The organism is Streptomyces sp. NPDC002104, assembly GCF_053593795.1.
Map to the genome: position 1 here is coordinate 67,957 of NZ_JBSFDF010000004.1, position 21,405 is coordinate 89,361.

At 72.3% G+C, this 21,405-nt stretch carries 23 protein-coding genes; 16 read left to right on the plus strand and 7 right to left on the minus strand.

The genetic code is table 11. From position 1 onward, the window contains the following. Positions 1–41 precede the first annotated feature (41 nt). From ACWCP2_RS05150 to ACWCP2_RS05165, 4 genes are all read right to left on the minus strand, one after another. Positions 42–527 carry a MarR family winged helix-turn-helix transcriptional regulator gene (locus ACWCP2_RS05150; RefSeq protein WP_450907200.1) on the minus strand — a complete coding sequence of 162 codons (486 nt, stop codon included), beginning with the start codon at positions 525–527 and terminating at the stop codon, positions 42–44. A gap of 75 nt (positions 528–602) precedes the next feature. After that, on the minus strand, positions 603–1,406 hold the full coding sequence (locus tag ACWCP2_RS05155; protein WP_450907370.1) for an AIM24 family protein: 804 nt from the start codon (positions 1,404–1,406) through the stop codon (positions 603–605). Positions 1,407–1,417: 11 nt separating this feature from the next. Next, a complete protein-coding gene (locus ACWCP2_RS05160; protein ID WP_450907201.1) occupies positions 1,418–2,068 on the minus strand; it encodes an AIM24 family protein in 651 nt (216 codons plus the stop codon). Further along, a complete protein-coding gene (locus ACWCP2_RS05165; RefSeq protein ID WP_327304496.1) occupies positions 2,068–2,706 on the minus strand; it encodes an AIM24 family protein in 639 nt (212 codons plus the stop codon). The genes ACWCP2_RS05160 and ACWCP2_RS05165 overlap by 1 nt, the downstream gene beginning before the upstream one ends. A gap of 147 nt (positions 2,707–2,853) precedes the next feature. Here ACWCP2_RS05165 and ACWCP2_RS05170 point away from each other — a divergent pair, with 147 nt between their 5' ends. The 5 genes from ACWCP2_RS05170 to ACWCP2_RS05190 all read left to right on the plus strand — a co-directional run bounded on the left by ACWCP2_RS05170 (position 2,854) and on the right by ACWCP2_RS05190 (position 8,115). Next, positions 2,854–3,198 (plus strand): DUF3817 domain-containing protein, encoded by a 345-nt coding sequence (locus tag ACWCP2_RS05170; RefSeq protein ID WP_450907202.1) that lies wholly within the window; start codon positions 2,854–2,856, stop codon positions 3,196–3,198. After that, positions 3,195–3,491: an MTH1187 family thiamine-binding protein gene (locus ACWCP2_RS05175; protein ID WP_383952579.1), complete on the plus strand. Its 297-nt coding sequence runs from the start codon at positions 3,195–3,197 to the stop codon at positions 3,489–3,491. The genes ACWCP2_RS05170 and ACWCP2_RS05175 overlap by 4 nt, the downstream gene beginning before the upstream one ends. A 71-nt stretch (positions 3,492–3,562) precedes the next feature. Beyond that, positions 3,563–4,189: a C39 family peptidase gene (locus ACWCP2_RS05180; protein ID WP_450907203.1), complete on the plus strand. Its 627-nt coding sequence runs from the start codon at positions 3,563–3,565 to the stop codon at positions 4,187–4,189. Positions 4,190–4,335: 146 nt separating this feature from the next. Continuing rightward, positions 4,336–6,099 (plus strand): glycosyltransferase family 2 protein, encoded by a 1,764-nt coding sequence (locus ACWCP2_RS05185; protein ID WP_450907204.1) that lies wholly within the window; start codon positions 4,336–4,338, stop codon positions 6,097–6,099. Positions 6,100–6,102: 3 nt separating this feature from the next. After that, on the plus strand, positions 6,103–8,115 hold the full coding sequence (locus ACWCP2_RS05190) for a galactose oxidase-like domain-containing protein (protein WP_450907205.1): 2,013 nt from the start codon (positions 6,103–6,105) through the stop codon (positions 8,113–8,115). 6 nt (positions 8,116–8,121) lie between these two features. Here the strand turns inward: ACWCP2_RS05190 and ACWCP2_RS05195 are convergent, their stop codons facing one another. Next, entirely contained in the window at positions 8,122–9,147 is a 1,026-nt protein-coding gene (locus ACWCP2_RS05195; RefSeq protein ID WP_450907206.1) for a glycoside hydrolase family 6 protein, read from the minus strand. 190 nt (positions 9,148–9,337) lie between these two features. Continuing rightward, positions 9,338–10,336: a DUF5937 family protein gene (locus ACWCP2_RS05200; RefSeq protein ID WP_450907207.1), complete on the minus strand. Its 999-nt coding sequence runs from the start codon at positions 10,334–10,336 to the stop codon at positions 9,338–9,340. Between the two features lie 83 nt (positions 10,337–10,419). Here ACWCP2_RS05200 and ACWCP2_RS05205 point away from each other — a divergent pair, with 83 nt between their 5' ends. From ACWCP2_RS05205 to ACWCP2_RS05235, 7 genes are all read left to right on the plus strand, one after another. Continuing rightward, positions 10,420–11,823, plus strand: coding sequence for an MFS transporter (locus ACWCP2_RS05205; RefSeq protein ID WP_450907208.1), 1,404 nt, complete (start codon positions 10,420–10,422; stop codon positions 11,821–11,823). A gap of 21 nt (positions 11,824–11,844) precedes the next feature. After that, complete coding sequence (locus tag ACWCP2_RS05210; RefSeq protein ID WP_450907209.1) at positions 11,845–12,354, plus strand: MarR family winged helix-turn-helix transcriptional regulator; 510 nt, start codon at positions 11,845–11,847, stop codon at positions 12,352–12,354. A 61-nt stretch (positions 12,355–12,415) separates the two neighbouring features. After that, entirely contained in the window at positions 12,416–12,769 is a 354-nt protein-coding gene (locus ACWCP2_RS05215; protein WP_450907210.1) for an MBL fold metallo-hydrolase, read from the plus strand. A gap of 366 nt (positions 12,770–13,135) precedes the next feature. Then, positions 13,136–13,468, plus strand: coding sequence for a hypothetical protein (locus tag ACWCP2_RS05220; protein ID WP_450907211.1), 333 nt, complete (start codon positions 13,136–13,138; stop codon positions 13,466–13,468). A gap of 61 nt (positions 13,469–13,529) precedes the next feature. Then, positions 13,530–13,859, plus strand: a complete 330-nt coding sequence (locus ACWCP2_RS05225) for a DUF3817 domain-containing protein (RefSeq protein WP_450907212.1) — start codon at positions 13,530–13,532, stop codon at positions 13,857–13,859. Between the two features lie 99 nt (positions 13,860–13,958). Then, positions 13,959–15,659, plus strand: coding sequence for an acyl-CoA mutase large subunit family protein (locus tag ACWCP2_RS05230; protein WP_450907213.1), 1,701 nt, complete (start codon positions 13,959–13,961; stop codon positions 15,657–15,659). Positions 15,660–15,693: 34 nt separating this feature from the next. After that, positions 15,694–16,245 (plus strand): hypothetical protein, encoded by a 552-nt coding sequence (locus ACWCP2_RS05235; protein ID WP_450907214.1) that lies wholly within the window; start codon positions 15,694–15,696, stop codon positions 16,243–16,245. On the opposite strand, the gene ACWCP2_RS05240 is transcribed toward ACWCP2_RS05235, so the two are convergent. Continuing rightward, positions 16,187–16,849, minus strand: coding sequence for a TetR/AcrR family transcriptional regulator (locus ACWCP2_RS05240; RefSeq protein WP_450907215.1), 663 nt, complete (start codon positions 16,847–16,849; stop codon positions 16,187–16,189). The two genes, ACWCP2_RS05235 and ACWCP2_RS05240, sit on opposite strands and share 59 nt — an antisense overlap. A gap of 251 nt (positions 16,850–17,100) precedes the next feature. On the opposite strand from ACWCP2_RS05240, the gene ACWCP2_RS05245 reads away from it, so the two are divergent. The 4 genes from ACWCP2_RS05245 to ACWCP2_RS05260 all read left to right on the plus strand — a co-directional run bounded on the left by ACWCP2_RS05245 (position 17,101) and on the right by ACWCP2_RS05260 (position 21,350). Continuing rightward, entirely contained in the window at positions 17,101–18,108 is a 1,008-nt protein-coding gene (locus ACWCP2_RS05245; protein ID WP_450907216.1) for a tetratricopeptide repeat protein, read from the plus strand. A gap of 604 nt (positions 18,109–18,712) precedes the next feature. Continuing rightward, positions 18,713–19,354: a DUF6230 family protein gene (locus ACWCP2_RS05250; protein ID WP_450907217.1), complete on the plus strand. Its 642-nt coding sequence runs from the start codon at positions 18,713–18,715 to the stop codon at positions 19,352–19,354. Between the two features lie 111 nt (positions 19,355–19,465). After that, entirely contained in the window at positions 19,466–20,083 is a 618-nt protein-coding gene (locus ACWCP2_RS05255; protein ID WP_450907218.1) for a DUF6114 domain-containing protein, read from the plus strand. Then, on the plus strand, positions 20,073–21,350 hold the full coding sequence (locus ACWCP2_RS05260) for a hypothetical protein (RefSeq protein WP_450907219.1): 1,278 nt from the start codon (positions 20,073–20,075) through the stop codon (positions 21,348–21,350). Before ACWCP2_RS05255 ends, ACWCP2_RS05260 begins: the two co-directional genes overlap by 11 nt. Positions 21,351–21,405: the final 55 nt, after the last annotated feature.

The following is a 21,405-nucleotide window of genomic DNA, read 5'->3' on the forward strand; positions in this document are numbered from 1 at the left end:
GCCGCGGGTGACGCCCGCGAGGCCCGGGGCGGCCCGGTGGCTCAGGCCTTGCCGCGGCCCGCGCGCAGGTGCTCGGCGACCGGTGTGAGCGCGGAGCGCAGGGCGGCGAGGGCCTCCGGCGGGAGCAGGTCGATGAAGTGCCGGCGGACGGACGCCACGTGGTGCGGGGCGACCTTGCGCATCGTCTCCATGCCCTCGGGCGTGAGGACGGCGTAGAGCCCGCGGCGGTCGGACTCGCAGTTCACGCGGCGGACGAGGCCCGCCGATTCCATGCGGGTGATCTGGTGGGAGAGCCGGCTCTTGGACTGCAGCGTCGACGTCGCGAGATCGCTCATCCGCATCCGCAGTTCCTCGGATTCGGAGAGGTTCACGAGGATCTCGTAGTCGTTGTTGGTGAGCCCGAACGGCTGGAGGTCCTTTTCCAGCTGGTGGGACAGCAGTCTGCTGACGTCCAGGTGGGTGCGCCAGGCGCACTGCTCGGCGTCGGTCAGCCAGGGGGTGGCCGTCTCGGTCTCGGTGGTCTCCATGAAAGAACTCTACCTAAGAAGTTGAATTGCGTACAAAAATGCGACGGGGTGAGAGGTTTTCCACCCTCCGGGTCCCTACAGCCCGAAGCGCCTCTGGAGATCACCCAGCTGCCCGGGCATCCGCGGTACGCCGAGCTGTCCCAGCGGGCCCTGCCCCTGACCGGGCACGCCCTGTGCCTGTCCCGTGGCCGCTCCGGGGCCGACCGCCCCGATCGCCTGCTCCGGCATCAGCATCTCCGAGGACTGGAGCAGTACCGTACCCGCGCCCACGAACTCGAACTGGTGCTCCTCGCCGGACGAGCCCCCGATGCCCGTCAGCGAGCGCAGGCCCCCGATCACGCCCGACATGTACCCGTGGTCGTAGTGGTGGCACGGCGAGGGGCAGTCCGCCCACCCCACCAGCGCCTGCGGGTCCACGCGCAGCGGCGGCTCCATGAAGACCACCGGACCGCTGGAGGCCGCCACGAACTTTCCCGTCCCGATCAGGGTGAGGAAGCCGGGGACGATGGACTGCTTCAGCGCGAGCGAGGGCTGGTAGGCGAGCAGGTTGCCCGACCGGATGGTCAGGTTGCCGTTGTCCAGGTCGTACGAGTTCACGTCGAAGGCCCGGTCGGCCAGCAGCATCTTGCCCTGTCCCTCGGCCACCACCCAGTCGCTCGCGTGCAGCGGCGAATGGAAGCTGGTGCGCAGCAGCCGGTCGAACCGGCCGTGGCCGATGCCGTTGAACTCGATGCGCCCGTAATAGGCGATCATCTTGCCCTTCTGCAGGAACCACTGGCTCCCCTTGAGCTCCACGCAGAAGGTGTAGGCGTTGACGTTGTCGTCCGACGGCAGGGTGTACGGGTCGAAGACGGTCGGACCGCCCGGTCCGCCGGTCACGGGACCAAAGTTCACAGCTTCTCCTCGGAGGCCTGTACGTACACCGCGCCCTGGCCGGACAGTTCCAGCTGGAACGCCTCGCCCGAGCCGCGGCCGACCATGTCGCGCCAGCCCAGCGCCGTGGACAGCTTGTTGCGGACCTCGCCGTGGTGGGCGACGTAGGCCTGCGGGTCCACGTGGACCGGGCGGTTCGGGGTGATCGGGAGCTCGATGACCCCGCCGTGGGCCATCACGGCCACCGAGCCGTGGCCCTTGAGGGTGGTGGTGAACAGGCCCTGGCCGGTCACCTGGCCGCGCACCATGCCCATGACACCGCCCTGCGCGCCCATGAACATCGTGCCCTGCTGGAGGGTGCCGTCGAAGGCGAGCAGCCGGTCGGCCTCCACGTAGAGCGTCTCGCCGGTGAGGCTGATGACCTGGATGTGGTGGCCGCCGTGACCGAACATCACGGTGCCGCTGCCCTCGACCTCCATCAGCGGGGTCTGCTCGTTCGCCACGCGGCGCCCGATCATGCCCATCACGCCGCCCTGGCCGCCGGTGATGCTCGGGGTGAAGGAGACCTCGCCTCGGTAGGCGAGCATCGCGCCGCGCTGGCTGTACATCTTCTGGCCCGGGATCACCTGGGCCTCGACCATCTTCGAGTTGATCTCGCGGAACGGCATCAGACGTCGCCCCCGATGGTGTTGCGCTCGCTGGGCTGCACGTACACCAGGCCCTCGCCCTCGAAGCGGATCTGGAACGCCTCGCCCGATCCCTCGCCGATCAGCGTGCGGAAGGTCACGCCGGACTGGAAGGACTGCTGGAGGTTCCCGGTGTGCGCGATGTACGCACCCGGGTCGACGGAGAGCGGGTACTGGGAGCTGACGCGCAGCACCACCGCCGGGCCGTCGGAGGTGATCGCCGCCTGCCCGTTGCCCTCGACGGTCGTGGTGAACAGGCCGTTGCCCGTCGTAGCGCCGCGCAGGCCGGTGAAGGTGGTGCCGGTGCGCAGGCCGGCATCGGTGCACAGCAGGTTGCTGGACTCGACGTACAGCTTCTCGCCGCGCAGATTGACCAGATTGATCTCACTCGCCCGGTCGGCGAAGAAGCAGGTGCCGTGACCCTGCACTTCCATCACGGTCATCTGCTCGCCGGTGAGCCGCCGGGTCACCATTCCGCGGAGGCCTTCGCCGCCGCCGGTCATCTTCTTGAAGGCCATCTGGCCGTCGTACGCGACCATGGCGCCGTTTTTCGCTTTCACGGCGTCCCCGGTCAGGTCGACGGCGAGCACCTTGCTGCCTTGGAGTCGGAACTGAGCCACGGGAAGACGTTATCCGCAGCGGGCGGCACCGAACAGGGCCCGTTGGCCGATATCCGTCACGTCCGGGACCCCGGGCCCCGCGCCAAGATCGCCCGGGGCGGCTGAGACACTGGGACGGACCCCCGGCATCCACCCCGAAGGTTCCACGTGGACATCAAGACCGCTTCCGCCCTGCACCGGCTGCGCCTCATCTCCGTACCGGAGGCGCTCTCGTTCCCGGCGCTGCTGCTCTTCGGCTCGGTGCTGAGCCGGATCTCGGACATCGACTACCTGATGATGCCGCTCGGCGTCATCCACGGGATCCTGTTCGTCCTCTACGGCGTCTTCCTGCTGGACGTCTGGCTCAAGGCGAAGTGGCCGCTGAAGCGGGTCGCGCTGTTCTTCCTGCTGGCGCTGATCCCCTTCGGCGGGCTCTACGGCGACCGCCTGCTCAAGCGCGACGAGACGGCCGGCGTGCTCGCCGCCCGCGCCCGTGAGGCGGCCCGCGCATGATGATCGCGTTCTCGGTGACCCCGCTGGGCGTCGGCGAAGAGGTGGGCGAGTACGTGGCGGACGCCGTCCGCGTGGTCCGCGCGTCGGGGCTGCCGAACCACACGGATGCCATGTTCACCACCATCGAGGGGGAGTGGGACGAGGTGATGGACGTGGTCAAGCGCGCGGTGGCCGCCGTGGAGGCACGCGCCCCGCGGGTCTCCTTCATCCTCAAGGCCGACATCCGCCCCGGCGTCACGGACGGCATGACGTCCAAGATGGAAACGGTGGAACGCCACCTCGCCGGGGGCTGAGCCGTCCGGGGACGAGGGCCGTCCCGACCTCCGTCCCACCTCCTCTGCCGGGCCTGGCAGACTCCGGAGCCATGGCCTCCCCAGTGATCAAGCACGCCGTCCCCTACTACTCCCAGTGGGAGTCCGCCGCGCTGGTGCCCGAGTTCGTCGCGGGCGGCGATGCGGCGCGGGATCCGCTGTGGGCCGGGTCCGGGGCCGAATCGGCCGAGGAGTACGCCTTCTGGGCGCCCCGCATGTGCGGAGTGGCCTGTCTGCGGATGGTGCTCGGGCGCACGGGGATCGAGGTGCCGCCCTCCGTGGAGCTGGTGAAGGAGCTCTGCGGGGCCGGGGCGTACGTGCGGGACGGGGACGCCGTGCAGGGGCTGATCTATCAGCCGTTCGCCGCGTACGTGAACGCCCGCTGGGGGCTGGACGCGCGCTCGGAGCCGGTACTGGACCACCGGGCCGTCCGGGACACGCTCGCCGCGGGCGGCCTCGCGATGCTGTCGGTGCACTGGTCCATCCGTACCCTGGCCCCCGCCGTGGAGGCCCGGGGCGGTCATCTGGTGCTCGCGGTCGGGGCCACCGCGGACGCCGTCCTGGTGCACAATCCCTCCGGCTTCCCCGACGGGTCGCAGCAGTACGCGCCCGTCGCCTGGGCGGACCTGGACCGCTTCTACGCCGGACGCGGGGTCCTGCTGGGCGGCCGGGCCGACTGAGGGGCGCGGCCGTGCCCTGACCCGTTCGGCCCAGGCCGCCGGGGCGCGGAGCACAACCGCCCGGGTGGCGGCATCCAGTTCGACAGGCCGAGGTGCGTCCCCTTTCGTTGGGATACGTACCCCGGTTTCGAGCGCTGGAGGAAACCGTGCGGCAGGAAGCCTTCGACTACGAGACCCACAGCAGGCTGGCCGGCCCCTGTGAGGACCCGGATCCCGCCGTCGCCTACCGGGTGAGGTACCGCTCCCTGCTCGCGCGCGAGCACCTCCGGACCCGAATACGGGCCGTCGCGCTCATGACCCTCGCCCCCGTCGCCGCCACCGGGCTGCTGCTCTACCTCGTCTGGCCCACGCACCGCACCGTCCGCGAGGGCGGCGAGGCCTGGCTGGTGCGGCTCGACACCGTGATGCTCGGATCCGTCGCCCTGATCATGCTCTTCATGGTGGTCAACGTGGTGTCCGTCGCGCACGCCACGATGGCCGCCCGGGACCCCGTCCCGGTCCCCGCCGAGCCCGGTACCCGCGTCGCCTTCCTCACCACCTACGTCCCCGGCAAGGAACCGCTCTCCATGGCGGCCGCCACCCTGCGCGGGGCCGTGGCCGTCCGCCACGACGGCCCGCTCGACGTCTGGCTCCTCGACGAGGGCGACGACCCCGGGGCCAGGGCGCTGTGCGCGGAGCTCGGCGTGCGCCACTTCACCCGCAAGGGCGTCCCCGAGTGGAACACGGCGAAGGGGGCGCACCGGGCGCGGACCAAGCACGGCAACTACAACTCCTGGCTGGCCCGGCACGGCGCCGACTACGACTACTTCGCCTCCGTGGACACCGACCACGTACCGCTCCCGGAGTACCTGGAACGGATGCTCGGCTTCTTCCGCGACCCCGACACCGCCTTCGTCGTCGGCCCGCAGGTCTACGGCAACTACACCGCCTCGGTCACCAAGGCCGCCGAGTCCCAGCAGTACCTCTTCCACGCGCTGATCCAGCGCGCGGGCAACCGCTACGGCGCCCCCATGTTCGTCGGCACCAACAACGCCGTCCGCATCAGCGCGCTGCGGCAGGTCGGCGGGCTCTACGACTCCCTCACCGAGGACATGGCCACCGGCTTCGAGCTGCACCGCAGCAGGAACCCCGCGACCGGGCGGTTCTGGCGCTCCGTCTACACCCCCGACGTGCTCGCCGTGGGGGAGGGGCCGAGCACCTGGACCGACTTCTTCACGCAGCAGCTGCGCTGGTCCAGGGGGACGTACGAGACCCTGCTCACGCAGTACTGGCGCGGCTGCCTGCGGATGCCCCCGGGACGCTGGCTCAACTACACCCTGATGCTCGTCTACTACCCGATGACCGCCGTCAACTGGCTCCTCGGCGTCCTCAGCTGCGTGCTGTTCCTGTGGTTCGGCGCCTCCGGCACCCAGGTCTCCTCCGAGGTCTGGCTGATGCTCTACACCGACGCCGCGGCCCTCCAGGTCGGCCTGTACCTGTGGAACCGCCGCCACAACGTCTCGCCCCACGAACCGGAGGGCTCCGGCGGGCTCGCCGGCATGGCGATGTCGGCCGTCTGCGCGCCGGTCTACCTGAGCTCGCTCGGCTCGGCGCTGCTGCGCACCCGGGGCCGTTTCGTCGTCACCCCCAAGGGCGGCACCGCCAGCCCCGACCGGCCCGCGACCTTCCGCGTCCACCTCTTCTGGGCCGCCGTCCTCCTCGTCTCCCTCGCGGCCTCCGTGCGCTACGGGCACACCCACGCGGCCATGCGCGTCTGGGCGGTGCTCGCCCTGGCCGTCACCCTCGCTCCGCCGGCCGTATGGGCCGCGACGGAGCTGCGCGCCCGGACGGCCCGGCGCGCGCCGGGCGCGGGCCCCGATCCGGGCGGGGAGCCGGAGCAGGCGTTCGCGACGACGGCGGGAGGGAACTGAGCCATGGACCACCGGCCTTCGAAACGGTTCAAGAAGACGGCCCTGGGCGCCTCGGCGGCGGCCCTGCTGCTCGCGCTCAACGCGCCCGCCGCGCTCTCCTTCGCCGGGGACCGCTACCACGCGTACAAGATCGGGCAGGCCGGCTACCGCGCCCAGTACGGCTCGTGGGGGCTGACCCGCCTCCCCGAGGAGTACCGGATCAACGCCATGCACGCGGCGCTGCTGCGCACCGGCAAGGTGCTGCTGATCGCCGGCTCCGGCAACGACCAGCGCAACTTCGACAGGGGCACCTTCTCCACGGTCCTGTGGGACCCGAAGGACGACACCTTCAAGAAGATCCCGACCCCGGAGGACTTCTTCTGCTCGGGCCACAGCCAACTCCCGGACGGCCGGCTCCTGGTGGCCGGCGGCACCGCGCGCTACGAGGTCCTCGGCGGGAAGGTCACCCGCGCCGGCGGCGGCATGCGCGTCAAGAACGAGAACCCCGACAAGGCGGTCACGCTGGCGAAGGGCACCGTCTTCCGGTCCCCCTCCGGGGTGGAGTACGTGTCGAAGTTCGCCGTCACCGTCCCCCGGGCCACCCGGCGGTTCGAGATCGACTACGGGCGCGGCGGGCAGATGATGCCGTGGCGGACCAAGGTGGCCGCCGCGGAGGCGCGCGTCTTCGTGGAGGCGGTCCGGGAGGGCGCCGCGGGGCTGACGACGCAGGCCGCCCAGTACACGGTGGCCGGTCTCACCGGCAGGGACGCCGCCGACGTGTACGGGCTCGCGGAGCGGCTCAGCGCCGACAAGCAGGACTTCCAGGGCATCAAGTCCGCCTACGAGTTCGACCCGGTGGCGGAGAAGTACGTACCGGTCGCCCCGATGAGGGACGCCCGCTGGTACCCGACCCTGGTGGGCCTCCAGGACGGGCGGGTCCTCGCCGTGTCCGGACTCAACGACGTGGGCGACGTGGTCCCCGGCGACAACGAGTACTACGACGCGAAGACGAAGAAGTGGTCCAAGGGGCCCTTCCGCTACTTCCCGACCTACCCCGCCCTCTTCCTCACCCGGGGCGGCAGACTGCTCTACACCGGCTCCAACGCGGGCTACGGCCCCAAGGGCAAGGGGCGCGAGCCGGGGGTGTGGGACCTGGCGACGAACCAGTACCGGAAGGTCGGCGGACTGGCCGACCCCGACCAGCTGGAGACCTCCTCGTCCGTCCTGCTCCCCCCGGCGCAGGACCAGAAGGTGATGGTGCTCGGCGGCGGCGGGGTCGGCGAGTCCCGGCTGTCCACCGACCGGACCGCGGTCGTGGACCTCAAGGCGGAGGTACCGGTCTTCCGGTCGACGGCCCGGCTGCCGCAGGGGGTGCGCTACCTCAGCAGCGTGCTGATGCCCGACGACTCCGTCTTCACCACGGGCGGCTCCGCCGACTACCGCGGCCGCGGCGCGAGCGACATCCGCAAGGCGCAGTTCTACTACCCGCGCACGGACACCTTCGTGGCCGCCGCGGCCCCCACGGTCGGGCGCAACTACCACTCCGAGGCGCTGCTGCTGCCCGACGGCCGGGTGGCGACCTTCGGCTCCGACCCCCTCTTCGCGGACAAGGACAACACCCGGCTGGGCCGCTTCGAACACCGGCTGGAGGTTTACAGCCCGCCCTACCTGTACCGGGACCCGGCGCGGCGGCCGGTCCTGGGGGAGGGGCCCGAGGAGGTCGGGCCCGGCGGCCGCGCCACCTTCCGGGCGCCGAAGGCGGAGCGGATCCAGCGGGCCCGGCTGATGCGGCCGAGCGCGGTCACGCACACCACCGACGTGGAGCAGCGCTCCGTCGAGCTCGGGCTGGAGAAGACGGCCGGCACGGTGACGGTCTCCGTACCGGCGGACCCGACGCTGGTGCCGCCGGGCTGGTACATGCTGTTCGTGACGGACGCGGACGGCACCCCGTCGGTGGCGAAGTGGATCCGGGTACGGCCGGCGCCGGCACCGAAGCCGCCCGAGCCGCCCGCCTCGCGGGACGGGTGGCTCAGCTAGGCCCTTTCAGTCAGTGGCGCGGCGGGCCAGGCCCAGCGCGTAGTCCGGCCACCACTTCCCGGCCGGGGGGCCGCCGCGGCAGCTGCCGTCCGATTCGCCGGGGCGCTTGACCCAGAGGTACGCGTCCACGAGCGGGTCACCCGTACCCGCGGTCGGGGGCGTGCCCAGGGCCCGGCCCGGCGGGTTGCACCAGGCCTGGTCGCGGTCGCCCGGGAGCGGGCCGTCGCCGTTGCGGCTGGTGTCGATGACGAAGTGCTTGCCCTTGGTGGCCTTGGCGAGGGCGGCGCCGTACGCCCGGCCGGCCGCGCTGGGCTGGAAGTTGGAGACGTTGAGGGCGAAGCCGTCGGCGTGGTCGAGCCCTGCCTTGTAGAGCGGATCGACGAGCTTGCGCTGGTCCGGGATCCAGGCCGGATTGCCGGCGTCCAGGTAGACCTTGGTGTTCTTGTTGCGCTTGAGCCGGTCGACGGCCTCGGAGAGGAGCTGGAGCCGCTCGTCGCGGTGGCCGGCCCCGGTGCAGCCGTCCACGAGGTGCGGGACCGCGTCCGGTTCCAGTACGACCAGGGCGTTGGTGTCGGCGATGTTGTCGGCGAAGGCGCCGATCCAGCTCCGGTAGGCGGCGGCGTCCTTGGCGCCGCCCGCCGAGTGCTGCCCGCAGTCCCGGTACGGGATGTTGTACGCGACGAGGACCAGGGTGCGGCCCGCCTTACGGGCGCTCGCCCCGGCCCGGCGGATCTCCGGGCCGGGGTCGCCGGCCGGACCCCACAGGGCCATCGGCCGGTCGGCGATGCGGCGCAGCACCTGGGCGTCGCCGTTGCGGCCCTGCGCCTCCCAGGCGGCGACCTGGCGGGCGGCGTCGCTCTGCGGGTCCACCCAGAACGGCGAGTCGTCGACCAGGCCGACCCCGGCCGGGTGGTGCGGCGGGGCGGATTCCGGCTGGGCGGCGGGGGCGGGGCTGCACGCGGCGGTCGCCGCGAGGGCGAGCGTCAGGGTGAGGAGGGTGACGGGGCGTCTACGGGGGCGGCGGCCTGGCATCCGGCTTCCTCGGGGCGAAGGGGGTGGGCTGCGAACCGGGTCATCGTGACATGACGGGCAGTTGGGGCGGGGTGCGACACCGCCGCGTGCGGCCGGGTGGGGGTCGGCGGGAGTGGCGCCGCGCGGTGCTGTCCCCTACCCCCTCCCCGCCCTTCCACCGTTCCCCGGGCGCTGCCCGGACCCCAGCTCCTCACGCGCCGGAGGGGCTGGAATCGGCCCCCGTCAGGGCGATCGCCAGCGGGGTGCGTTCGTAGAGGATCCGGTGGCCGTGGCGAGAGGGGATGAGGAGGCCGGCCTGCTGGAGGGTCTTCAGGTGGGAGGAGACCGTGGAGGGGGCCAGGGACAGGCGGTGGGCCAGGGCGGTGGTCGAGGCCGGCTCGGTGAGGGCGCACAGGACGTCCGCGCGGGCGCGGCCCAGGAGACGGGCCAGGGCCTGGGGGGCCGGGCCGGCGGGGGCCGTCCACAGCGCGCCGATGCCGCGGGCCGGGTACACCAGGGTCGGCTGCCACGGCGGGTCGTAGCCGCCCACCACCTCCGGCCAGACGAAGGCGCTCGGCATCAGGAGCAGCCCCTGCCCGTCGAGGGTGCGGTCGTGGTGGCCCCGGCGGGCGATGGTGAGGGTCTTGCCCGACCAGCCCAGATCCGGGTGGAGCCCGTCGAAGAGGGCCTCCAGCCCGCCCGCGGCCAGCCGCCGGGAGTGGAACAGGACGTCCGCCTCCAGCAGGGCCCGCAGCCGGGGCCAGTGCGGGGCGACCAGCGCCCGCCAGGCCTGCTCGTAGAGGTCGGCGAGCTCCTGGACCGCCCGCTCCGGATCCGCGAGCATCCGCTGCCCGGCCGCGCTCTCCAGCGCGCCCGGGGTGCACACCAGGGAACGCCGCAGGTCCTCCCGGGCCGCCTGCGGATCGGCGGCCCGTACCCGCGCGAGCTCCTCCTCGAAGGTGACCGAGGGCCCCGTCGGCGGCGGGCTGAGGAAGTCCGGATTGTGCCCCGCGCGCGGCATCAGAAGCCACAGCGGCCGCAGGTCCAGCCCGGCGGCCGCGGTGCGGATCCCGCGGAGCCAGGGCAGGTGGTAGGCGTGGCGGCGCCGGTCCAGCAGGACCCGTACCGCCTCCTGGGTCTCCCAGCGGGGCGAGATCGAGAACCGGCAGCGCAGCAGGTCGGCGGCGCCGAAGCGAAAGTGGAAGGGCACGGGTCCCTCCGGGAGCGGGACGGGTGATTCGGGTGGGGCCGAATCTCTGGTTCCCCAGCCTAGGCGCCGTCAGGGTGCACCGTATGACCACCGCCAACCAGGGCGCACCCGCCGCCGAGCCCCCTCCCGTGCCCGGGCCGCATCCCGTGCCCGGGCCCCCTCCCGTGACCGGGCCCCCTCCCGTGACCGGGCCGCATCCCGTGCCCGGGCCCCCACCCGTGCCCGGGCCGCATCCCGCCGCCGGGCCGCCCGGGCGGGCTCCCGCGCCACAGGACGCCGGCTACCGCGCCGTCTTCCGGGTCGCGGAGTTCCGGCCGGTGTTCGCCGCGCACCTGCTGTCCGTGCTCGGCATCGTCGTCGCCGAGATCTCCCTCACCGTCCTCGTCTACCGCGCCACCGGCTCCCCCCTGATGAGCGCGCTCACCTTCGCCCTCGGCTTCCTGCCCCACGCCCTCGGCGGCACCCTCCTCGCGCCGCTCGCCGACCGGTTCCCCGCCCGCCGCGTGCTCGTCGGCTGCGACCTCGTCTGCGCGGCCTGCGCGGCGGCCATGGCCGCGCCCGGCACCCCGGTCGCGCTGCTCCTCGTCCTGCGCTGCGCGATGGCCTTCGTCGCGCCGCTGTTCCAGGGCACCCGCAGCGCCTCCCTCGCCGACGTCCTCGGCGCGGGCGAGGCGTACGTACTGGGCCGCTCGCTGCTGCGCATGGTGGCGCAGAGCGCCCAGCTCATCGGCTTCGGCCTCGGCGGTCTGCTGCTCACCGTGCTCGCCCCGCGCGGCGCGATCCTCCTCACGGCCGCCGGTTTCCTCGGCTCCGCGGCCCTGCTGCGCCTGGGCACCCGGGCCCGGCCCGCCCGGTCCGCGGGCACCGGTGCGCGGGTCTCCCCGGTCGCGGGGCTGCGCGCCGTCCTGGGCCACCGCCGGCTGCGGGCCCTGATCCTGCTGTCCTGGCTGCCGCCGCTCTTCGTGGTCGTGCCCGAAGCCCTGCTGACCCCGTACGCGAGCGGTCTCGGCATCTCCACCGCCGGGCTGGGGCTGCTGATGTGCGCGATGCCCGCCGGCGCCATCGCCGGGGAGGTGTGGGCGGGGTCGGCGCTCACCGCCCGAACGCGTTCGCGGATCACGGCGCCGCTCGCGGCGCTGTCCCTGCTGCCGCTGCTCGCCTACGCCGTCCGGCCCGGCCCGCCGCTCCTGCTGGCCGCGCTCGTCCTGGCCGGCGCGGCCCACGCGTACACCCTGGGGCTCGACCAGTGGTTCGTCGACGCGGTGCCCGAGGAGCTGCGCGGCCGGGCGATGACGCTGCTCAGCACCGGTCTGATGACCCTTCAGGGCGTCGGCATGGCGCTCGCCGGGGTGGCGGCGGAGTTCCTGCCCGTGCACGTGGTCGTCGCGTCGGCCGCGGTGCTGGGAACCGGGGTCGTCCTGCTGCTGCTGGCCGAGGTGCGCCGGACGGACGGGCCGAGGCGTGAGACGGATCCCGCCGCCAAATGACCGCCCGGTAGGGTCTGATGCGTGCCGAAGCCGCTCAGCCTTCCCTTCGATCCCATCGCCCGCGCCGACGAACTCTGGCAGCAGCGCTGGGGTCCGGTGCCCTCGATGGCCGCGATCACCTCGATCATGAGGGCGCACCAGATCCTGCTCGGTGAGGTCGACGCGGTCGTCAAGCCGTACGGACTGACCTTCGCGCGCTACGAGGCGCTCGTGCTGCTGACCTTCTCCAAAGCCGGGGAACTGCCGATGTCGAAGATCGGCGAGCGGCTGATGGTGCACCCGACGTCGGTGACGAACACCGTGGACCGGCTGGTGAAGTCCGGTCTCGTCGCCCGGCGCCCGAACCCGAACGACGGGCGCGGCACGCTCGCGTCGATCACGGACAAGGGCCGCGAGGTGGTCGAGGCGGCCACGAAGGCGCTGATGGAGATCGACTTCGGGCTGGGCGCCTACGACGCCGAGGAGTGCGGGGAGATCTTCGCCCTCCTGCGCCCGCTCCGGGTGGCCGCGGCCGACTTCGAGGAGAAGTGACCGCCGGCTGAGGCGTACGCTCGGCAGGGGTGGGCCCCGTATCCGGACCACGGGAGGGCCGATGACGGCGCTCGGTGACCTGATCGAGATCGACGACCGGACCGTACTGGTCCTCGGGCAGGGCCTGGACCTCGGCCGCGGGCAGCCCGACGTCGCCAACGCCCTGGTGCACCGGGCCGGCGCCACGCTGGTGCTGGTGGACACCGGCGTCACGGAGGCCTTCCGCGCGGCGCTGCGGGAAGCGGCCGCCCGGGTCGGCCCCTGGTCCCGGGCCCTGGTGCTCACCACGCACGGCCACCTCGACCACGTCGGCAACAACGATCTGGCCGACGGGCTGGGCGTACCGGCCGAGCACTGGGTCCCCGCCCCCGACCTCGACCAGATGCGGGACCCGCTGGACCGTGCCCGTCGGTGAGGAACGCCGCTCCTCCCGCCTCGAAGAGCAGGGCGGCGGAGCCCAGCACGGTCTGGATCTTGAGCTGGTCGGCGTCCGCCATGGCGCCGCAGGGCCCGTTGTCCTCGTCGGACAGGTGCAGGACACCGGGGCCCGGCAGGTGCACGATCACGTGCCCGGCGCAGTGGCCCTGGCTGCGCAGCACGCGGACCGCGCCGTCGGCGACGGTCCAGCCGGTGAAGCGGAGCGGGCCTGTCCCGATCCGCTGCGGCGGGCGTTCCTCGTAGGTCCGGGTCGTCGCGCCGAAGGGGCGCATCGGCCGGAAGAGGGAGACCACCCGGGCCGCGGTCGTCGCGGGGTCGGGCAGGGCCGCGGGTCCGGCGACGCGTGCGAAGGCCCGTGTCCCGCCGCGGCGCCGAAGCGGTGGCGCACCTGGAGGGGCTGCTGGAGCAGGCCGCCGCCCTGGCGGAGGCGTCGCTCGGGCTGGCCGGGGAGGGCGCCCGGGTCGACCCGGCCGGATTCACCGCCGGGTACGCGCGGGCCATGGCCGCCCTGGGCATCGGCGGGGCCAACCCGAACGCGCTGTTCACCGCCATGTCGGCCGTCAACCAGCTCCGCGAGCTGGGGCTGCGCCCGGAGTCCGGCGCCCCCGGGGCGCCCTGGTCCCGGCTGCCGGCGCGCGAGGCGCGGCGGGCCGCCCCGGCGCCCGGCTCCGGCTGACCCGGGCCGCCGACCCGGCCCCCGTCAAGATCGTGCAAACCGGACGGCTAGGCTCGACGGCATGAAACGAAGCGTGCTGACCCGCTACCGCGTCATGGCCTACGTGACCGCGGTCATGCTCCTGATCCTCTGCTCCTGCATGGTGGCGAAGTACGGCTTCGACACCGGCGCCGACCTGACCTTCGCGGTCTCGCAGGCGCACGGTGTGCTGTTCATGATCTACCTGGTGTTCGCCTTCGACCTGGGCTCCAAGGCCAAGTGGCCGTTCGGCAAGCTCCTGTGGGTCCTGGTCTCCGGCACCATTCCGCTCGCCGCTTTCTTCGTGGAGCGCAAGGTCCGCGCCGAGGTCGAGCCCCTCGTCGCCGGCGACCCGGCCACCGCCCGCGCCTGACCCGCGTTGGTCCATCGGCGTTGATCCACCTGCCCCCGGGGCGACTCCCCGGGGGTTGGCCATCGACATTTACTAGGACGTCCTAGTAAATTCAGAGGTATGGACGCTGACGCCATTGAGGAAGGCCGCCGTCGCTGGCAGGCCCGGTACGACAAGGCCCGCACGCGCGAGGCCGATTTCACCACGCTCTCCGGCGATCCCGTCGACCCCGTCTACGGCCCGCGGCCCGGAGACTCGTACGAGGGCTTCGAGCGCATCGGCTGGCCGGGGGAGTACCCGTACACCCGCGGGCTGCACGCCACCGGATACCGGGGGCGGACCTGGACCATCCGCCAGTTCGCCGGCTTCGGCAACGCCGAGCAGACCAACGAGCGCTACAAGATGATCCTGGCCGCCGGCGGCGGCGGGCTCTCCGTCGCCTTCGACATGCCCACCCTGATGGGCCGCGACTCCGACGACCCCCGCGCGCTCGGCGAGGTCGGCCACTGCGGGGTGGCCATCGACTCCGCCGCCGACATGGAGATCCTCTTCAAGGACATCCCGCTCGGCGACGTCACCACCTCGATGACGATCAGCGGCCCCGCCGTCCCCGCCTTCTGCATGTACCTGGTGGCCGCCGAGCGGCAGGGCGTCGACCCGTCCGTCCTGAACGGGACGCTCCAGACCGACATCTTCAAGGAGTACATCGCCCAGAAGGAGTGGCTCTTCGAACCCGAGCCGCACCTGCGCCTCATCGGCGACCTCATGGAGTACTGCGCGAACGGCATCCCCGCCTACAAGCCGCTCTCCGTCTCCGGCTACCACATCCGCGAGGCCGGGGCCACGGCCGCGCAGGAGCTCGCGTACACCCTCGCCGACGGGTTCGGGTACGTGGAGCTGGGCCTCTCGCGCGGGCTCGACGTGGACCACTTCGCGTCCGGGCTCTCCTTCTTCTTCGACGCGCACCTCGACTTCTTCGAGGAGATCGCCAAGTTCCGCGCCGCCCGCCGCATCTGGGCCCGCTGGATGAAGGAGGTGTACGGGGCGAAGTCCGAGAAGGCGATGTGGCTGCGCTTCCACACCCAGACCGCCGGGGTCTCCCTCACCGCCCAGCAGCCCTACAACAACGTCGTGCGCACCGCCGTGGAAGCCCTCGCGGCCGTCCTCGGCGGCACCAACTCCCTCCACACCAACGCCCTCGACGAGACCCTCGCGCTGCCGAGCGAGCAGGCCGCCGAGATCGCCCTGCGCACGCAGCAGGTGCTGATGGAGGAGACGGGCGTGGCCAACGTGGCCGACCCGCTGGGCGGCTCCTGGTTCGTGGAGCAGCTCACCGACCGCATCGAGGCCGACGCCGAGAAGATCTTCGAGCAGATCAAGGAGCGCGGGCTGCGCGCCCACCCGAACGGGCAGCACCCGATCGGCCCGATCACCTCGGGCATCCTGCGGGGCATCGAGGACGGCTGGTTCACCGGGGAGATCGCCGAGTCGGCCTTCCAGTACCAGCGCTCGGTGGAGAAGGGCGACAAGCGCGTCGTCGGCGTCAACGTCCACCACGGCTCCGTCACCGGGGACCTGGAGATCCTGCGGGTCAGCCACGAGGTGGAGCGCGTACAGGTCCGCGAGCTCGCGGAGCGCAAGGCCCGCCGGGACGACGCGAAGGTGAAGGCGGCGCTGGACGCCATGCTGGCCGCCGCCCGCGACGGGTCGAACATGATCCCGGCGATGCTGGACGCGGTGCGCGCCGAGGCCACGATGGGCGAGATCTGCGACCTGCTGCGCGACGAGTGGGGCACCTACACGGAGCCGCCGGGCTTCTGACGGCCCGTCGCCCGCGCCGCCTAAGGTGGCGGCCATGACAGGCCGCCACCTTCCCGTCCCCGTGCGCGGGGTGACCGTCCGCGTGCTCATGCAGGCCCACTGCGGGCCGTTCGCGTACATCGCCGCCGACTTCGAGCCGCCCGGCCGGGACGGGCTCACGGAAGTCCTGGACGCCGTGCCGGCCGCGCGCCGGCTGCCCGAGGTGTACGCCTCCTGCGTGCGGGCGGGCATCGTGCGCGGCCTCGACGGGGTGGCGGCCTCGGTGCTGCTCACCGACGCCCTCGTCCACGAGGTGAACGGCTCCGAGTACGGCTACCGGCTCGCCGGGCTCGAAGCGGGCCGGGCGGCCCTGGTGGCCTCCGGGCTGCTGCCCCCGGAGGAGGCCGACAGCCTGCGCTGGGCCGACTGGCCGGGGCGGCCGGGGCCCTGGCCGGGCCACAACCCGCGCTCGGACGCGCTGACCGCGTCGGCCCCGGCCTGGTGCGCGGATTTCCTGCCCCTGTCGGACGGCGGCAGGCCCGCGGTGCTCACACCGCCGGTGCGGGGCCGGAAGGGCCGTCGGCGGAGCCCTGGAGGCCGTGCATGAGCAGCGCCGTGAAGGTGGCCACCCACAGCTCGTCCACCGGCTCGGAACTCACCAGCGCACGGTGCACCACCGTGCCCGCGATCACGTCGAAGATCAGGTCCGTGGTGTGGGCCGCGAGGGACGCGTCCTCCTCGTAGGGGAGTTCGCCCCGGGCCTGCGCGCGTTCGCGCCCCAGTACGACGAGACGTTTCTGCCGGTCCACGATCGCCGACCGGATCCGGTCCCTCAGGGCCTCGTCCCGGGTGGACTCGGCGACGACCGCCATCAGGGCGGTACGGGCCTCCGGGCGCCGCAGCAGCGCCGCGAACTCGAGCACCACGTACTCGATGTCGGCTTCGAGCGAGCCCCGGTCGGGGAGTTCGAGGGAGTCGAAGAGCTCCGCGACGGCGTCCACGACCAGTTCGTTCTTGCCCGACCAGCGCCGGTAGAGGGTGGTCTTCGCGACCCCGGCCCGCGCCGAGACGTCCCCCATCGTCAGCTTCGACCAGCCCAGCTCCACCAGCGCGTCCCGGGTGGCGGCGAGGATCGCGGCGTCTGCCGCGGCGCTGCGCGGGCGTCCGGTGCGGCCGGGCGGGCAGGTGGTGTCCGAGCTGGGGTTGCGCATGGCCGAGACCATACCCGCCGGTAGGTGGGCCGATCGGCCCCCGGGACGTGTGGTTCAGATCACGGCCCGCGGGTGGGTCCGGCGAGTTACGCTACGACTCGTAGCGTAAGAGCGGCAACCACGCGAAGAGCTACCGGCGCCAGGTGGGGACCCGGCGCCACAGCAGGGCACGCACAACACGGCAGGACCGCGATCGGTCCGTTTCGGCCGATCTTTTTCGTCGGCGCGCGCACTCGGGGGAGGATGTACGCATGCAGCCCAGAAACATGTCCATGAGCGGCGTCGTCGACCTCGCCGCGGTGAAGGCGGCCGGTGAGGCCAAGGCCAAGGCCGAGCAGGCCCGCGCCGAGGCGGCCCGGAAGGCCGCTCAGGGCGGTGCGCCCGCGCCCGCCGGGGCCGTTCCGCCGTCCGCGCTGGTCTTCGACACCGACGAGACCCGCTTCGAGAGCCACGTCGTCCCGCTCTCGGGCGAGGTTCCGGTCATCCTCGACTTCCGCGCCGAGGGCTTCGAGCAGGGGCGGGAGCTGAGCCTGCTGCTGGAGCGGCTCACCATCGAGGCGAACGGCCGCCTCGCGCTGGCCGCGCTCGACGTCGCCGCCAACCAGAACCTGATCCGCGAGTTCCGCATCCAGGCGCTTCCGGCCGTCTTCGCCGTGGTCGCCGGACAGGCGATGCCCCTGTTCCAGGACTTCGCCTCCGAGGGCGAGGTCCGCGGGGTCCTGGCCCAGCTGGTCCAGATCGCCGAGGAGCGCTTCGGGGTCATCGGCGTCGAGGTGGACCCCGCCGCCGAGGGCGCCGCCGCCCCGGGCGCGGGCGCGGAGGAGGCCGAGGAGCCGGCCGGTCCGTACGACGCGCTGCTCGACGAGGCGATCGAGGCGCTGGACGCCGACGACCTGGACGGGGCGGTGCGCGCCTACCGGACCGTCCTGGCGGCCGATCCGTCCAACAGCGACGCCAAGATGGGCCTGGCCCAGGCCGAACTCTTCGTCCGGGTCAAGGACATGAACCCGCAGGCGGTGCGTGCCGCGGCGGCCGAGAACCCGAAGGACCCGGCGGCGCAGATCGCGGCGGCCGACCTGGATCTGGCCGGCGGTCACGTGGCGGACGCCTTCGGCCGGCTGGTCGACACCGTGAAGGTGACGTTCGGTGACGACCGGGACGCGGTGCGCGTGCGACTGCTGGAGATGTTCGAAGTGGTGGGCTCGGACAGCCCGCTGGTCACCTCGGCCCGTACGGCCCTCGCGCGGGTGCTGTTCTAGCACCGGCACGGGATCCGCACGGGACCCGCACGACACCGGCACATCGCCGGTAATTTGTTGACACGGAGACAAACAGCGGCCGCACTTTACTAAAACTTGGTAATTGCGGCCGCTGTTACTCGCAGTAAATCGAACCCCGTGAACTATCCGGTGTGTTCACTTTTCCCCCCTTCTGTCGTGGCCCTTGGTGACACCCTGTGTTGCGGCCCGGCAGGGGCAGGACTCCCTCAGGTTATCTGGCCGTTACCCGCCAGTAACGAACCCCCTTGTGCCCCGCTCGTGAATGGACCACGATCGGCGACGCCCGGTCCTTCCCGCAGAGCCGCTCACCCGGAGCCGCGGTGGAGGGTCCCCACCGGGCCGGCCGGTGGCAGTGGCACCGGCCGTGGGACAGGGGGGTCTCCGTCACACGGCGGGGCCTGTCCCCCCAGGTTGCGCGAACGCGTGGCCAAGTGGTTGTCGCTCGGGGGTGAACGCCGGTGTACGGACGCGGCATGGCCGCGGCTCGGCCGCTCGCGCTCCTTCCCGAGGACGTAGCACTTCTCCCATCCCAGGACGGGCACCGCCCGGACCGGAGATGTACGTCCGAGAAGGAGGAACGAACATGATTTCCCAGATTCGTGGCGGGACCAGATGGAAGCGCTTCGCGCTCGTCATGGTGCCGAGCATCGCCGCCACGGCGGCGGTCGGGGTGGGCCTGGCGCAGGGTGCCCTCGCGGCGTCCTTCAGCGTGTCCGGCCAGGACTTCAAGGTCAGTGCCGACTCGCTCGAAGGCACCGACATGATCCAGTACGGCAGCGTGGCGCAGGGCGCGACCATCGGGTCGGACAAGAAGTCCTACCACCCGGTGATCATCTCCGGCTTCAAGGAAGCCAAGATCACCAACATGTGCCAGTCGCTGGTGACGGCGACCCCGCTCGGCAACATCACCATGCAGCTGAGGACGGGCCACAAGGGCTCGCCCGCCGTTGCGAAGAACATCTACCTCGACGTCGCCGAGCTCGACGCGGACGCCGTTCTGGGCGACCTCGACATCGGTGTCGCGGCTGGTGACGGCACGCACGCCACCAAGCCGAAGGAGGGCACGCTGGCGGACGGCGCCCTGTTCTCGCAGCGCGCCAAGACGGCCACGCTGACGAAGGTGCGCCAGAAGGCCTGGGCGACGACGGCGGGTACCTTCACCCTGCCCGACCTCAACCTGCGCCTGTTCGGCGGCGACAAGCCGTGCTACCCGGACGAGAAGTAGTCCGTCCGGATTCCTGACCGGACGGGCCGGGGGCGACGGCCACCGTCGCCGTCGGCCCGTCCGGGCTCCACATCGTTCTCCGTACCACCCGTTTCCAGGGAGCTGTTGTCCATGAACCCCCAGGCCCCGGTTTACGTGCGCGCCGAAGACGACGCCTGGCTCACTGTGGCGTACTACTACTTCCACGCCTGGAGCGGTCGCCGCCCCTTCTGGGCCGGTCTGGTCACCCTGCTCGGTGGCATCCCGATCGGCTACATCCCGTACGCGGACGTCCGCCTCGGCAACGTCACCTTCGCGATGGCGACGACGGCCGGCGCCGGCTCACTGATCATCGGCGTCCTGCTGTTCACCCTGGGTCTGGCGCTCTGGTTCCAGCAGGGCATCCGGATCTTCGCCGGAGTCGCCGCGATCCTGCTGGCGCTGGTGTCCCTGCCGGTGTCGAACCTCGGTGGCTTCGGCGTCGGGTTCATCCTCGCGCTGGTCGGCGGCGCCCTCGCGCTGGCCTGGGTGCCGGGCGGGCCGGTCGAGGCCGTGCAGCCACAGGCCGTGCAGCCGCAGGCCGTGCAGGCACAGCCCGTGGACTTCGCCAAGGACGCGGGGGGCCCGCTGCCGCAGGAGACGCAGCAGACGATCCCCCAGGCCTTCCCGGGACAGCGCGGGACGGAAACGACGGCATACGCGAGCGAGACGACTGCCCACGCCGATGGCGGGAGGAACAGTGCGGGGTGAACAAACGCAACGGGGCGAGGCTCCGGGTGCGGAGTCCCGTGAAAGGAAGGGCCCGCGCCACGCGGCGCCCAGGAAGTCGCTGCTGACCAAGATCCAGATACCCGTCGGCAAGACGATGGCGCTGGCCGCCATGCCGACCGCGGTGTTCGTCGGCATGAGCATGGCGCCGAAGCTGGCCGTGGCCGACGACAAGGAGATCCCCTTCGCGCCCGGACCGTGCGTGACGCGGTCCGACGAGCCCGCGGAATCGGCCTCCCCGTCGGCGAAGACGCCTTCCAAGGATCCGAAGTCCCCCAAGACGACTCCCGCACCGGGCAAGTCGCCCACCGCGGTGCCCTCGCCGGGCGCCAGCCCGTCGGCCACCAAGCCGGTGGCGAGAACCGCGGAGAAGCCCGCCGAGAAGCCGGGCCTCATGCCGGTGGCGGGCACCGCGGCCAAGCAGGCGAACCCGCTGGACCCGCTCGGCGTCGGCGACGCGATCAAGGGGCTGGTCGACGAGCTCGGCAAGCCGCTCACGGGCACCACGGCCAAGCCGGCCCCGTCCGCGACCAAGCCGTCCGCGGCCAAGACGGCCGCGCCCGCGCCGGACCCCTCCGCGGACGCGATCCGTGACGCGGCCCGGCAGGCCGGCGCCACCGTCTCGGAGCTCTCCGACGAGGTCAAGGGCACCAAGGCGACCCCGAAGGACGAGACGGGCGCGAAGGCCAAGCCGAAGCCGGAGCCCGAAACGGCGACGGAGGGCCCGAAGGACAAGGGCAAGGGCAAGAACGGGAAGGAACCCTTCCCCTGCCCGACCTACGACGCCAAGGCCCTGGCCGAGGCCGAACTGGAGCCGGGCATCCCGCTGCTCCCGGACGAGCCCTGGTACCTGGACAGTTCGCTGCTGACCCTCTACGGCCTCGACTACGAGGGCATCGCCGAGGTGAAGACGGCGAGCGGCAAGATCAAGACCGTCCTGAAGTTCACCGCGGACTCGCTGGACATCAAGGACCTCTACCAGACGGTCGGCGCCGGCAAGAACATCGCCCACCTGAAGTCCCGTCCCGGGTCCACCTCGAAGATCCGCGGGGCCAAGGTGACGATGTACACCGAGAGCCTCAAGGGCAACCTCTTCGGTCTGATCCCGATCGAGTTCACCCCGAAGAGCCCGCCGCCCCTGAACGTCCCCTTCGCGTTCTTCACGAACGTCAAGGTCGTCCAGGCCGGCCAGTTCGGCGGCACCCTGACCGTCCCGGGCCTCAAGAACTACATCGGCCCGGCGGAGTAGACACGTACGGCCTCGCGCGGCCGGACGCACCGAGGGCGGCACCCGGATCCTCATC

Coding starts and splice junctions, on each gene's coding strand:
- ACWCP2_RS05150 (WP_450907200.1), bottom strand. CDS start 527: ATGGAGACCACCGAGACCGAGACGGCCACCCCCTGGCTGACCGACGCC.
- ACWCP2_RS05160 (WP_450907201.1), bottom strand. CDS start 2,068: ATGCCGTTCCGCGAGATCAACTCGAAGATGGTCGAGGCCCAGGTGATC.
- ACWCP2_RS05175 (WP_383952579.1), top strand. CDS start 3,195: ATGATGATCGCGTTCTCGGTGACCCCGCTGGGCGTCGGCGAAGAGGTG.
- ACWCP2_RS05180 (WP_450907203.1), top strand. CDS start 3,563: ATGGCCTCCCCAGTGATCAAGCACGCCGTCCCCTACTACTCCCAGTGG.
- ACWCP2_RS05190 (WP_450907205.1), top strand. CDS start 6,103: ATGGACCACCGGCCTTCGAAACGGTTCAAGAAGACGGCCCTGGGCGCC.
- ACWCP2_RS05195 (WP_450907206.1), bottom strand. CDS start 9,147: ATGCCAGGCCGCCGCCCCCGTAGACGCCCCGTCACCCTCCTCACCCTG.
- ACWCP2_RS05205 (WP_450907208.1), top strand. CDS start 10,420: ATGACCACCGCCAACCAGGGCGCACCCGCCGCCGAGCCCCCTCCCGTG.
- ACWCP2_RS05215 (WP_450907210.1), top strand. CDS start 12,416: ATGACGGCGCTCGGTGACCTGATCGAGATCGACGACCGGACCGTACTG.
- ACWCP2_RS05225 (WP_450907212.1), top strand. CDS start 13,530: ATGAAACGAAGCGTGCTGACCCGCTACCGCGTCATGGCCTACGTGACC.
- ACWCP2_RS05230 (WP_450907213.1), top strand. CDS start 13,959: ATGGACGCTGACGCCATTGAGGAAGGCCGCCGTCGCTGGCAGGCCCGG.
- ACWCP2_RS05235 (WP_450907214.1), top strand. CDS start 15,694: ATGACAGGCCGCCACCTTCCCGTCCCCGTGCGCGGGGTGACCGTCCGC.
- ACWCP2_RS05240 (WP_450907215.1), bottom strand. CDS start 16,849: ATGCGCAACCCCAGCTCGGACACCACCTGCCCGCCCGGCCGCACCGGA.
- ACWCP2_RS05245 (WP_450907216.1), top strand. CDS start 17,101: ATGCAGCCCAGAAACATGTCCATGAGCGGCGTCGTCGACCTCGCCGCG.
- ACWCP2_RS05250 (WP_450907217.1), top strand. CDS start 18,713: ATGATTTCCCAGATTCGTGGCGGGACCAGATGGAAGCGCTTCGCGCTC.
- ACWCP2_RS05255 (WP_450907218.1), top strand. CDS start 19,466: ATGAACCCCCAGGCCCCGGTTTACGTGCGCGCCGAAGACGACGCCTGG.